The following is a 12624-nucleotide window of genomic DNA, read 5'->3' on the forward strand; positions in this document are numbered from 1 at the left end:
GTCAGTAGCCTCCCTTGATCGAGCGATTGCCTTCGGGCTTGCGGCCGCCCTCCAGCATCATCTGGCGATATTCAGGCCAGGTCATGTCGGTCATCGTGCTGACCGCCTCGGCAAACGGCAGCCCGTCCGAAGAGAAAAGCTTCGAGAGGAAGTAGACGTTCCCGCCAAGGTCGAGCAACGCGTTGTAGTCGCGCCGAAGCAGCGCCTGCTTGGCTTCCTCGCTGATCTTCCACTCGTCGAGATAGGCGCGCTCGTCGGCCTTGAACCGTTCGCGGTTCTCCGGCTTCATCAGGCTCATCGCGAACTGGTTGATCCAGTAGCCCTTGCGGGCGCGGGCAGCGGTGTAGACGCGGGTGCCCGGAATGTCCTCGAACTCGGCGAGGTATTCGTGGATGTTCTGGGTCGGCTTGGCTGTTTCGGTCACAGGCCCCTCTCCTTCAGCTTGGCGTCGAGGCGCGGGAACACGCGGCGCGCGTTGCCCTCGAAGATCGCGTGGCGTTCGGCATCGCTGATGTCGAGTGCGTCGACATAGCGCTTGGTATCGTCGAAATAGAACCCGGTGGTCGGGTCGATCCCTCGCACCGCGCCGACCATTTCCGACCCGAACAGGATGTTCTTGTTCTCGATCACGTCGGCCAGCAGGTCGATGCCCGGCTGGTGATAGACGCAGGTGTCGAAAAAGATGTTGTTCATCAGGTGCGTGTCGAGCGACGGCTTCTTGAGCATGTCGGCAAGGCCACGATAGCGTCCCCAGTGGTAGGGCACCGCGCCGCCGCCATGCGGAATGATGAAGCGCAGGGTGGGGAACTTGCTGAAGAGGTCGCCTTCGAGCAGCTGCATGAAGGCGATGGTGTCAGCCGCGATGTAGTACCCGCCCGTCGCATGCATCGCCGGGTTGCACGATCCCGATACGTGGATCATCGCCGGAACGTCCAGCTCGCACATCTTCTCGTAGAACGGGAACCAGTATTCATCGGTCAGCGGCGGATGCTTGAAGTGGCCACCGCCCGGATCAGGGTTGAGGTTGCAGCCGATGAAGCCGAGCTCGTTCACGCAGCGCTCCAGCTCGCGGATCGAGGACGACATGTCCGCTTCCGGAGACTGCGGCAGCATGCACACGCCCGCGAAGGTCTCAGGGTAAAGCCCGACAACGCGCGCGATCAGGTCGTTGCAGACCTGCGCCCACTTCACCGCGACCGACTGATCGCCAACGTGCGGGGCCATGGCCGAAGCGCGGGGGGAGAAGATCGTCATGTCCGCGCCACGCTCCTTCAGCAGGCGCAGCTGGTTCGATTCGATCGTCTCGCGGATCTCGTCATCCGAGATTTCGGGATAGGGCGGGCACTCGGTCCCGGCCTTGAATGCGGCCTTCTGCTTCTCGCGCCATTCGTCGTGCGCCTTTGGCAGCACGGTGTAGTGGCCGTGGCAGTCGATGATCATGGTCATGCGACTTCAGTCCTCTTAGCGTTGAATGCGATTGTCTTGCCCGCCTGCTCGCGCTGGCGCTTCACGGTCCCGCTGGTCATCACCGGCTCGATGCCCAGCGATTCCAGCGTCTTGCAGCTCTCTTCCATCTCGGCCGCACGACGGAGCCCATGCGTCGTCATGCGCTCGACATTGTACTCGGCGCGATCGAACCAGCTCTGCGTCTTCTCGCTGGCGTCCAGGGAGGACAAAACCTCGTCCACCACGCCGGCCTTCGTCGCCGCCAGCATCATTTCGGCGGTCAGCGCCTCGATGCCCTTTACCATGATCGAGCGGATCATCTTGATTGCGCTGGCCCGGCCGATCTCGTCCCCAACCACTCGCGTCTTGGCAAAGCCTGCCGCCTGCAGCCGCGCCTCGGCCTCTGCAGCATGGGCACCCGAAATCAGCAGCGGCACATTCATCCGAGCGGGGTTGACCGGGGCCAGCACCGCAACGTCGACATAACGCCCGCCTGATGCCTCGATCGCCTTGGCGGCGGCCCGCTTGGTGTCGGGTGCCACCGAATTCATGTCGCACCAGAGCGCGCCCGGCTTCAGCAGACCGGCATAGTCCTCAGCCGCAGGCAGCGCCGAATCCGCCGTCACCAGCGACAGCACCACGTCGGCATCGCCAAGCGCATCTTCGGCCGAGCCGCAGATCACCACGCCCGCCTCTTCCATCACCGCCCGTCGTGCCGGGTTGATGTCGAAGGCCAGCGCCGCAGACTCCCAGCCTGCCGCCTTGGCAAAAGTGGACCCGGCCTCACCGAAGCCGATCAGGGCAATCACGCTCTCCATGGCGCCGGTCCTGCGCGGCAAGGCGCAAAGGAACAAATGCAAACATCGCCACAGGTATAAATTTATGCAAACCCTTCTGCGGCAACCTCGCGCAGCAGGGCGACGAAGGCGGCCTGAGGAGCAGTTGGCCGCCAGCCTTCTCGCGTGGTGATGCCGATGGTCCGCGCCACCGGCACCGGCGGCGGCAGCGTGGCCAGCACGCCCGCGTCCAGTTCCACCGCCAGTTGCGCCGGGGACAGCAGCGTCAGCGCGTCAGATCCCAGCAGCAATTGCCGTACCGTCAGCACCGATCCGCACTCGATCCCCACCCGCGGCGGCTCCGCCCCGGCGCCGCGCATCATGCCTTCCCAGTAGTGGCGCAACGGCGTGTCGCTGGCGGGCAGAATCCACGGAAACGCCGCCAACGCGGCGCCATTCACCGTGCCTGCCAGCAAGGGATGCCCGGCGCGCATCACCAGTGCAGGACGATCTTCGAACACCGCCTCCTGCGCCAGATCATCAAGAGACGCCGCATCACGAAGCGCGCCCAGCATCAGGTCCACTTCACCGTCGCGCAAAGGTCCGGAAAGCTCGGCATGGCTCCCTTCTACCACTGCCACATCCACCCCCGGATGGGCTCCGGCAAAGCGCAGGATCGTCTCGGGCAGCCAGCGCGCGCGGCTCAGCGGCATGGCGCCAACCACCACCCGCCCCGCCGCCTTGCCCTGCCAGGCCGCCACTTCGGCAAGGCCTGAACGCAGTTCCGCCATCGCCAGGCCGAACCCGCGTGCGCGCCTTTCGCCCGCAGGCGTTAGCATCACCGAACGCCCGCGCCGGTCCACCAGCCGCTGCCCCAGCGCGACCGAAAGATCCGCCACCGCCCGGTGCAGCGAGGCCGACGAAAGCCCCGTCGCCTCTGCAGCCACTGCATAGGACCCAGCCCTCGCCAGCGCGAGGAACGCCCGCAATTGCGTGCCAGTCACGCGCGGAGAGCCGACATGCGCAATCGCAGCTTCGGCACGCGGTGCAAGCAGCAGCGCGGGCTCGGTCGGCGTCATGCCGGCCGGCCCACGTTCGAACAGCGCACATCCCAGGTCCGCCTCCAGCCGGGCGATCGCCTGCGTCAATGCAGGCTGCGTCAGGTTCACCGCCCGCGCCGCCCGCGTCACGCTGCCGTGGCGCACGGTCGCCGCAAACGCCGCGATGTGGCGGACATTGATCGCATGGAGTTGCATGGTGCATCGCTTAGCATTTCCTTATGGGCAGTGCCAAACATTGCATTGGTTCCTCGCGCCCCGCGGTCGCATGGAACCGGCGAAGATTTTTCATGGGAGCCGGAAATGTCGGGAATCGTCGTCCAGAACATCGAACGTGCCGATCCAGCCGTGATCGATGGCCTTGCCGCCTGCGGCGTCGCCACCGTCCACGAAGCGCAAGGCCGCACCGGCCTGCTGGCCTCCTACATGCGCCCGATCTATCGCGGCGCGCGCATCGCCGGCAGCGCCGTCACCATCAGCGCGCCTCCGGGTGACAACTGGATGGTCCACGTCGCCATCGAACAGCTTCAGGCCGGAGACATCCTGCTCCTCGCCCCGACCTCACCGTGCGAAGACGGCTACTTCGGCGATCTTCTCGCCACCAGCGCGCAGGCGCGCGGCTGCCGCGGCTTGGTGATCGACGCTGGCGTGCGCGACGTGCGCGACCTCACGGAAATGAACTTCCCCGTCTGGTCCAAGGCGATCTACGCGCAAGGAACAGTCAAGAACACGCTCGGCAGCGTCAACGTGCCCGTGGTCTGCGCCAACGCGCTGGTCAACCCCGGTGACGTGATCGTGGCCGACGATGACGGCGTCTGCGTCGTGCCTCGCGAAAAGGCCGCCGAAGTGCTCAAGGCCGCGCAGGCCCGCGAAGCCAACGAAGGCGAAAAGCGCGAGAAGCTGGCAGCAGGCGTCCTCGGCCTCGACATGTACAAGATGCGCGAACGCCTCGAAAAGGAAGGCCTCAAGTATGTCTGAGGCAGGCATGCCCCAAGGCATTCCCTGCATGTGGATGCGCGGCGGCACGTCCAAGGGCGGCTACTTTCTCAAGGATGACTTGCCGCAGGACACGGCCCAGCGCGATGCCTTCCTCCTGGCCATGATGGGCAGCCCCGATCCCGTGCAGATCGACGGAATGGGCGGCGCCGATCCCCTGACCAGCAAGGTCGCGGTCGTTTCCAAGTCCAGCCGCGAGGGCATCGACGTCGACTACCTGTTCCTGCAGGTCTTCGTCGATCAGGCGATCGTCACCGATGCGCAGAACTGCGGCAATATCCTTGCCGGCGTGGGTCCCTTCGCGATCGAGCGCGGACTGGTGGCGGCCACCGGCGATGAAACCCGTGTCGCCATCTTCATGGAGAACACCGGCCAGGTCGCCGTCGCCACGGTCAGCACGCCCGATGGCAAGGTCACCTACAAGGGCGACGCGAAGATCGACGGGGTCCCCGGCTCCCACGCGCCGGTGCCACTCGAATTTCGCGATACCGCCGGTTCCTCGTGCGGCGCGCTCCTGCCCACCGGCAACGCCGTCGACGAAGTGAATGGCGTGGCTGTCACCCTGATCGACAACGGCATGCCCTGCGTGGTGATGAAGGCCGAGGATCTCGGCATCACCGGCTACGAAGACCGCGACTGGCTAGACAATGCGAGCGATCTCAAGGCGAAAATCGAAGCCATCCGCCTCGCAGTCGGCGAACGCATGAATCTGGGCGACGTGAAGGAAAAGTCCGTCCCCAAGATGATGCTCGTCGCTCCCCCGAAGAACGGCGGCGCGGTGACCGTGCGCAGCTTCATCCCCCACCGCGCTCACGCCACCATCGGCGTCCTCGGCGCGGTCAGCGTCGCCACCGCCTGCCTGATCCCCGGCTCGCCCGCCGCCGAGGTAGCCTCGATCCCCGAAGGCAGCCGCAAGCTGCTCTCGGTCGAACATCCCACCGGCGAAATGAGCTGCGTTCTGGAAGTGGACGACGCCGGCGAAGTCCGCACCGCCGCCCTCCTGCGCACCGCGCGCAAGCTGATGGATGGAGTAGTATTTGCATGACCGACCAGAACCGCATCATCAGCTGGCACGCCAATCCATCGAAGCCGCGCTACACCCCGCCACCCGGCGCGGTTGATGCGCATTGCCATGTCTTCGGTCCGATGGCGCAGTTCCCGTTCAGCGCCAAGGCCAAGTACCTGCCGCAGGATGCCGGCCCGGACATGCTCTTCGCCCTGCGCGATCACCTGGGCTTTGAACGCAACGTCATCGTTCAGGCCAGCTGCCACGGCACCGACAATGCCGCCACGCTCGATGCCATCGCCAAGTCGAACGGAAAGGCCCGCGGCGTCGCCGTGGTCGATCCCGCGATCTCCGAAGCAGACCTCCACGCCCTGCACGAAGGCGGCATCCGCGGCATCCGCTTCAACTTCCTGAAGCGCCTTGTCGACGACGCGCCCAAGGACAAGTTCCTCGAAGTCGCGCAGCGCCTGCCCAAGGGCTGGCACGTGGTGATCTATTTCGAGGCCGACATCCTCGAGGAACTGCGCCCGTTCATGGACGCCATCCCCGTCCCCCTCGTGATCGACCACATGGGCCGCCCCGACGTGCGCCAGGGACCGGACGGTGCCGACATGAAGGCTTTCCGCGCCTTCCTCAACAGTCGCGAAGACATCTGGTTCAAGGCCACCTGCCCCGACCGCCTCGATGCCATCAAGGAAGGCGGCGCGGGCGATCCGTGGAATGCCTTTGCAGATGCCGTCGCGCCCTTGGTGGCCGATTATCAGGACCGCGTGCTGTGGGGCACCGACTGGCCGCACCCCAACATGGACACCGAAATCCCCGACGACGGCCACCTCGTCGACATGATCCCGCGCATCGCGCCGACCGAGGAACTCCAGCGCAAGCTGCTCATCGACAACCCGATGAAGCTGTACTGGGCAGATTGAGGACGGCGGGCGAGAGCTTCAACCGATTGCGCTTGCAGCATGGTGCGATAGTCTGCGAACCATGCTGCATCGCCATCTGCCTCTCACCGTCCTCGCCCTGCTGGCCCTGATCCCCACCACGGCAAGCGCCGAAACGCTCTATGTCCGTGCCGGGCGGCTGATCGATCCGGAAGCCGGACGGGTTCTCGCCGCGCAGGTGATCAAGGTCGAGGATGGGCGCGTCGTGGCTGTGCAGCCCGATGGTCCCCTGCCTGCGGGTGCCAACGTCGTGGATTGGTCGGCCTTCACCGTCCTGCCCGGCCTGATCGACTGCCACGTGCACCTCGCCGACGTCGAACAGTCCAGCAACGTCGCCGAGCCGCTGCTCCATTCAGCCATGGAGATCGGCTTCATCGGCGCGCGCAATGCCAGGAAGACCCTGTTCGCAGGCTTTACCTCGGTGCACGATGTCGGCTCCTTCCGCGCCTATGCCGATGTCGAACTGCGCAACGCCATCAACCGTGGCGACGTACCCGGCCCTCGCATCAGCGCGGTTGGAGCCTATGTCACCATCCCCGGCGGCGGCGGCGAGGTCACCGGCTTCTCGCCCGATGTCACCGTCCCTGCCGACATGCGCGCCGGCGTCGTCACCGATGCGGCGGACGTTACCCGCAAGGTCAACGCGCTGTTCCAGAACGGCGCGGATTCGATCAAGCTGATCGCCACCGGTGCAGTGCTGGCGCAAGGCACCGAACCCGGTCAGATCGAACTGTCGGGCGAGATGATGAAGGCAGCGGTCGACGTTGCCCGCCAGCGCGGATCATGGGTCACCGCCCATGCCCATGGCGCCGCCGGAATCAAGCTTGCCATCCAGTCGGGCGTCAAGGCGATCGAGCATGCCAGCCTGATCGACGATGAAGGCATTGCCCTTGCCAAGGCGCGCAGCGTCTGGCTCGACATGGATATCTACAACGGGGATTTCATCGCCGAGGTCGGCAAGCGCGATGGCTGGCCTGCCGACATGCTGCGCAAGAACGACGAGACCACCCAAGCCCAGCGCGCAGGCTTCCGCAAGGCGGTCAAGGCCGGGGTCAGGCTCAGCTATGGCACCGACGCCGGGGTCTTCCCCCACGGCGCCAATGCGCGGCAGTTCAAGTACATGGTCCGCTACGGAATGACGCCGATGCAGGCAATCCAGTCTGCCACCACTGTCGCCGCCGACCTGCTCGGCTGGAGCAAGGACGTCGGCGCACTCTCGCCCGGCCATTGGGCCGACATGATCGCGGTCACCGGGGATCCCCTGGCCGATATCGCCGTCCTCGAAGACGTGCGCCATGTCATGAAGGGTGGCGAATTGGTGAAATGAGCGAAAAAGGGGCGGCTCGGATCGAGCCGCCCCGATCTGCCGGCAAGGGAGGACCGGCAAGAGCCGGCAGGGCCGGAGGGGGACGGCCCGCCAGATGGCAATCACTGCTCGCTCAGAGCAGCTTCCAGGTCACTGGCACGACGATGGCCGTGGCGCCGCCCGGCGGTGGCGGCACCGAACCGGCGCGCGTCGGCATGGCCAGCGCCTCCTTGTCGAGCGTGCTTGAGCCCGAGGGCGCGACAAGTTCGGTTCGCTCGATGTTGCCGCCAGCGCCGACGAACACCTTGACTTTGGCCGTGCCTTCCTCGCCGCGCATCTGCGCCGTGCGTGGATAGGTCTGCTTGGACGCGATGATGCGCGTCACCTGCTTCTGCCACTCGGCAGACTGCGCAAAGGCAGGCATGGCGGTTGCGGCAAAGGCAAGCGAGGCAATGCCAAGTGCGATCCTGTCGATAATCTTCATGGGGCGTTCCTTCGATCTTCTTGAATGACGTTGCGGCTTTCAGAATTCGGACCAATCGTCCTCGTCGACCTTCAGGGCAGTATTGCCGAGGACCGGAGCGGGGCGCGCTGCAGGCTGCGCGGCGGGCTCTGCCGTCGCAGTAGCCACAGGCAGCGGAGCGGGCTTCGACGCTGCGGGCGCAGAAGCTTGCGGCTTGGCGGAGAGCAGTGCCGATGAGCGGGCCTGGCCGCTCGTACCAAGGCGGAAGCGCCCGACCTGCTCGACCAGCGCAATGGTCTCGTTGGAAAGATTGCGCGTTCCGGCCGAGCTTTCCTCGACCATCGCGGCATTGCGCTGGGTAAAGCTGTCCATCGAACCGACCATCGCCGAGATGTCGGCGATGCCGGCCGCCTGCTGTCCGGCAGCCTCGGCGATCTGGTCTACCAGCTCCGAGACCGCACTGACTTCGTTGACGATCTGCCGCAGGGCCTCACCGCTCGATTCGACCAGGGCAACCCCGCCGCTGACCTCTTCGGTGCTCTTGCCGATCAGGTCGCGGATCGATTTGGCGGCATCGGCAGACCGCTGCGCCAGGGCACGCACTTCGGTGGCGACCACCGCAAAGCCCTTGCCGGCATCACCGGCACGCGCGGCCTCGACTCCGGCATTGAGCGCCAGCAGGTTGGTCTGGAAGGCAATGCCGTCGATGACCCCCACGATCTCGGCCATCTCGCGCGAACTGGCCTCGATGCTGCGCATGGCGGCCACGGCACGATTGGCGGTATCGCCAACACCGTCGGCGGTGTTGCGGGCCACAGACAGGCGGGTGCTCGTCTGCTTCACGTTCTCGGCCGTGGTCCTGACGGAGGAGCTGAACTCGGTGATCGTGCGCGATGTTTCAGCCAGCGATGTCGCCTGCTGCTCGGTGCGCAGCGCCAGGTCCGATGCCGCGCTCGAAATCTCGTCCGTACCAAGCTTGATCGTGTGGCAACCCTCGACGATCTTGCCGAGCACCCGCTCAAGCGCGGTCACGGCAGCATTGTAGTCGACATGCAGCTTGGCCAGCGCGCCCGATCCGTTCTCCTTGACGCGGAAGGTCAGGTTTCCTTCGGCCAACGCGGTCAGTCCCTCGCCGATCTCATCGATGGTCAGCTGCACTTCGCGGGCGCGCTGCTTCTCGGCTTCGGCGCGGGCATGGTCGGATGCGAAGACATCGCGGAAGCGATCAAGCGCGCGGGCAAGCTGGCCAAGTTCGTCGGACCGGGAAAGGCCCGGGACGGCGACGTTATGATTTCCATCGATCAGGCGCGACACGGCGTCCGACATCGACACCACCGGCTTGGCGATGTTGCGAATGAGATAGACCAGCAGGACAACCGCGCTGAGCAGAGCAAGGCCAAGCGCCGCAAGGGTGAACTTGCGCGCCGAGGCATAGATCTTCTCGGCATTGGCGGCGACCGCAGCGCCGTCCTTCTTGTTGGCCTCGATAACGGCGAGGATCGTGTCTTCCAGGGCATAGAAGGTATCGATGCCCTCGCCATCGTGCATCACCTGGGCGCCCCGGGTGTCGCCGCCGATCGCCATCGCCTGCATGGTTTCATCCTGGGCAAGGAAAGTCGCCCAGGCTTGCTTCAGCGCGGCCGTCCCGGTCTTCTGATCCGGCGTGATGGCAAGTTTCTCGAACTCGACGATTTCCGCATCGATCGCGCTGCGCGCATTCCTGAGCAGTTTCTGGCCGCGCGCCACGGCCTCGGGCGTCTCCCCACTGAACATCTCGTCCTGCTTGAGGCGATATTGCGAGGTGAAGGCGTGGATATCGCCGAGCTTTTCCGCGCTGGGTATCCAGATGTCGCGCTGTTCGGCGGCAATGGCATTGACCTCGCCGATCTTCGAAATCGCGAACAGGCCCATGCCTGCCATCGCCGCAAGCAGCAGTGCAAAAGCAGCGATGAATTTTTTGGTTATGTTGAAGCTGAACATCAATGTTCCCCGACAGGCCTTGCGGCATGTCACCCGCTTATGCCGGGAGGGGGGAACTTTCCGTATCGCGACAGCCCCGTAGAGTCGCGCACTGGCGTAGAAAGGTTTTCTCCAGCCAGATTGCCACAACGCTACTGTTTGCGCAGCTTTCGGCCCGATACGGGCCACCTTCATGGTTAATGTTGCCGTGGGTCAAGCGCCCAGAAGATGCAGCGTCACGCGCCGACGATGGCCTGCCCGGCGGTGCTCGCACAAATATATGCCCTGCCACGTGCCCAGTGCCAGTCGCCCCCCGACCAGCGGAATCGATAGCGACACGCCCGTGAGTATCGACTTCAAATGCGCCGGCATGTCGTCGGGACCTTCATCGTCATGGGCATAGCCACCGTTCTCCGGCGCAAGACGCGAAAGCCAGCGAACGATATCGCCCCGCACTTCAGGCGCGGCGTTCTCCTGGATGGTCAGTGAAGCCGAGGTATGGCGGCAGAACACGGTCAGCAAGCCGGTGGCCATGCCCTGTTCGCCAGTCCAGCGCACCACATCGCGGGTTATCTCATGCAGGCCTTGGCCCGGGGTAGCGATGGTGATCTCGGTGGCAGACTGGCGCATGACGGCCTTATGGCAGCATATGCCCTCGCCGCGCCAGACCTCGCAGCCGTCCGACCCACACCCCACACAACACCGTCACCCCGGGCTTGACCCGGGGTCCCGCTTTTCTTCCTGCACACCCTCGCAACAAGAAAGCGGAACCCCGGGTCAAGCCCGGGGTGACGGCTGAGAGTGGTGCGAAGATATCTTGACAAAAAGAACCATATAGGTTACATGCCCCGCCCACAGGTCAGGAGAGGGCACAAGGCCAACCCGCTCCTCTCCTTCGGAAGCCGACGCTGTTGCCGAAGCTTCCGGCGCGATCGGTGCGGCAGGTGCGCAGCGGGTTCAACGAGGGGCGTAAAGCCCAAGACCCACCGGGCAAACCCTGCCGTTACCCAAGGACAGACAGGACAACCCAGGGCTGATAGCACGGCGCCGAACCCTGAGCGACGCTGCGGATGCGGAACCCGCCATGATTGTGCGACTGTGTCAGCACAAACGACAGGTTCTTTTCACGCAGCCGCTTGCCAGAAGCCAAGGCAGTACGCGAGCCGCTGCCAAGGCTTCGTCCTTTCAAATGTGTCCGCCCTCAGGCTGAGCCGATCAGGGGTTCGGAACCGCCCCCCGGCCACTCGCACCCGGTCCCGCGCCCCTCCCGCTGCGTGCCAGACGGCACCGCACCGGTCGCGCGATCTGTGAACTCCCCCCGGCGTTACGGTCCGCATTCGCCAGCGGATGCTACTCATGACACCCCCGCTTCCCCGCGCAGGCGGGGACCTCGGTGTCCTCACGGAACCTCAGCGCGAGTCGCCCGAGCCTCGCCGCCTGCGCGACGAGCCGAAGGACGGGGGAGCGGGGGTGGCAAATCAGGCGCCCCCCTTGCAACCACCGCCTCTCCCCGCCACAGCAACGCCATGCCGTTCGAGATAGCCAGCAGCGCAATTGCGACGATGACGGTGGCGGCCCGCGATGCCTGCCCCGACGAGGCGTGCGGCCTCCTGCTTGGCTGGGACACCCGCGTGGAAACCGCCGTTCGCACCGCCAATGTCGCGGCCGACCCGGCGCGCCATTTCGAGATCGATCCCGCCGCCCTCATCGCCGCGCACAAGGCGGCGCGGGCTGGCGGGCCGGACGTTCTCGGCTATTTTCACACGCATCCCAACGGCCTTGCCCGCCCGTCATCCACCGACGCAGCCAGCGCCGCGCACGATGGCAAGGTCTGGGCGATTGCCGCGCCGGTCCGCGACGGATCGTGGGCAATTACGTGTTGGCACGATGGCCCGAACGGGTTCGAAGCGCTTTCCTATGCGGTCATCGCTGGCTAAGGCTGTAAGGCATCAACCCGTTTGCTCGCACAGAGCCCCTTGCGCAGACCACTGATCCAAAAAGGCCTTCCATCAGAACATGACAGCACCTGCTTCCGCGCTCGATCTCGCCAGCCTGCTCTGCTCGCGCCTTTGCCATGACATGCTCAGCCCGGTAGGCGCGCTTTCCAACGGTCTCGAACTCCTAGTCGAGGAGAAGGACCCCGAAATGCGTCAGCGCTGCTTCGAACTGCTCGAACAGAGCGCGAAGGCGTCGGCAGACAAGCTCAAGTTCTTCCGCCTCGCCTTCGGTGCGGCCGGCGGCTTCGGCGATTCCGTGCCGGTGAACGAGGCGCGCGCCCTGATCGATGCGCTGGCCGGCAGCAACGGGCGTGTCGCGGTGAACTGGATGTTCGGCGTCGATGCCTTGGCCAAGCCCGCGGTGAAGACCCTGCTCAACCTCGCCCTGATCGGGCTCGACGCGCTGGTCCGCGGCGGCACGCTCGATATCGGTGCAGAAGTGAACGGCGGCGCGATCGAGATCGTCGTGCGCGCCGCCGGGCAGCGCGTGGCGTTTGATCCGGCGGTCGGTCAGGCGCTTGAAGGCACGTTGGCTGCAAGCGAACTGTCCAGCAAGACGGCGCCCGCCGCGATGGTCCAGCAGCTTGCCGCCTCGGTCGGCGGCGGGGTGCAGGTCCACGTCACGGCGGAAAGCCTGGTCATGGGCGCAGTGCTCCCGGCAGCCTGATCCATG

Annotated in this window: 13 protein-coding genes; 6 read left to right on the top strand and 7 right to left on the bottom strand. The window is 65.4% G+C overall.

The genetic code is table 11. From position 1 onward, the window contains the following. Nucleotide 1: 1 nt before the first annotated feature. The 4 genes from ligA to ligR form a co-directional block, all read right to left on the bottom strand. Nucleotides 2–424 (bottom strand): protocatechuate 4,5-dioxygenase subunit alpha, encoded by a 423-nt coding sequence (gene ligA / locus AC1Q5P_RS11070; RefSeq protein WP_039336081.1) that lies wholly within the window; start codon nt 422–424, stop codon nt 2–4. Beyond that, nucleotides 421–1446 (bottom strand): amidohydrolase family protein, encoded by a 1026-nt coding sequence (locus tag AC1Q5P_RS11075; RefSeq protein WP_039336083.1) that lies wholly within the window; start codon nt 1444–1446, stop codon nt 421–423. Before AC1Q5P_RS11075 ends, ligA begins: the two co-directional genes overlap by 4 nt. Continuing rightward, nucleotides 1443–2264 (bottom strand): NAD(P)-dependent oxidoreductase, encoded by an 822-nt coding sequence (locus AC1Q5P_RS11080; RefSeq protein ID WP_062341957.1) that lies wholly within the window; start codon nt 2262–2264, stop codon nt 1443–1445. Before AC1Q5P_RS11080 ends, AC1Q5P_RS11075 begins: the two co-directional genes overlap by 4 nt. Nucleotides 2265–2326: 62 nt before the next feature. Then, on the bottom strand, nt 2327–3478 hold the full coding sequence (ligR, locus tag AC1Q5P_RS11085) for an aromatic metabolism transcription factor LigR (protein WP_193827680.1): 1152 nt from the start codon (nt 3476–3478) through the stop codon (nt 2327–2329). A gap of 105 nt (nt 3479–3583) precedes the next feature. Between ligR and ligK the strand changes: the two genes are divergently transcribed. From ligK to AC1Q5P_RS11105, 4 genes are all read left to right on the top strand, one after another. Further along, nucleotides 3584–4258 (top strand): 4-carboxy-4-hydroxy-2-oxoadipate aldolase/oxaloacetate decarboxylase, encoded by a 675-nt coding sequence (gene ligK, locus AC1Q5P_RS11090; RefSeq protein WP_039336089.1) that lies wholly within the window; start codon nt 3584–3586, stop codon nt 4256–4258. Beyond that, nucleotides 4251–5321, top strand: coding sequence for a 4-oxalomesaconate tautomerase (locus tag AC1Q5P_RS11095; protein ID WP_492518964.1), 1071 nt, complete (start codon nt 4251–4253; stop codon nt 5319–5321). Before ligK ends, AC1Q5P_RS11095 begins: the two co-directional genes overlap by 8 nt. Next, entirely contained in the window at nt 5318–6208 is an 891-nt protein-coding gene (locus AC1Q5P_RS11100) for an amidohydrolase family protein (protein WP_492518965.1), read from the top strand. The genes AC1Q5P_RS11095 and AC1Q5P_RS11100 overlap by 4 nt, the downstream gene beginning before the upstream one ends. Nucleotides 6209–6269: 61 nt before the next feature. Continuing rightward, nucleotides 6270–7553, top strand: a complete 1284-nt coding sequence (locus tag AC1Q5P_RS11105; protein ID WP_492518966.1) for a Xaa-Pro dipeptidase — start codon at nt 6270–6272, stop codon at nt 7551–7553. Between the two features lie 112 nt (nt 7554–7665). Here the strand turns inward: AC1Q5P_RS11105 and AC1Q5P_RS11110 are convergent, their stop codons facing one another. The 3 genes from AC1Q5P_RS11110 to AC1Q5P_RS11120 all read right to left on the bottom strand — a co-directional run bounded on the left by AC1Q5P_RS11110 (nt 7666) and on the right by AC1Q5P_RS11120 (nt 10584). Further along, nucleotides 7666–8016: an energy transducer TonB gene (locus tag AC1Q5P_RS11110; RefSeq protein WP_039336097.1), complete on the bottom strand. Its 351-nt coding sequence runs from the start codon at nt 8014–8016 to the stop codon at nt 7666–7668. Nucleotides 8017–8055: 39 nt separating this feature from the next. Beyond that, nucleotides 8056–9975, bottom strand: coding sequence for a methyl-accepting chemotaxis protein (locus AC1Q5P_RS11115; RefSeq protein ID WP_193827676.1), 1920 nt, complete (start codon nt 9973–9975; stop codon nt 8056–8058). A gap of 192 nt (nt 9976–10167) precedes the next feature. Next, a complete protein-coding gene (locus AC1Q5P_RS11120; RefSeq protein WP_062341968.1) occupies nt 10168–10584 on the bottom strand; it encodes a secondary thiamine-phosphate synthase enzyme YjbQ in 417 nt (138 codons plus the stop codon). An 896-nt stretch (nt 10585–11480) separates the two neighbouring features. On the opposite strand from AC1Q5P_RS11120, the gene AC1Q5P_RS11125 reads away from it, so the two are divergent. After that, nucleotides 11481–11891 (top strand): M67 family metallopeptidase, encoded by a 411-nt coding sequence (locus AC1Q5P_RS11125; protein WP_062345788.1) that lies wholly within the window; start codon nt 11481–11483, stop codon nt 11889–11891. A gap of 79 nt (nt 11892–11970) precedes the next feature. Continuing rightward, a complete protein-coding gene (locus AC1Q5P_RS11130; RefSeq protein ID WP_039336109.1) occupies nt 11971–12618 on the top strand; it encodes a histidine phosphotransferase family protein in 648 nt (215 codons plus the stop codon). The last annotated feature ends 6 nt before the right edge of the window (nt 12619–12624 follow it).

Source organism: Novosphingobium sp. GW835-FHT14H07, assembly GCF_058793515.1.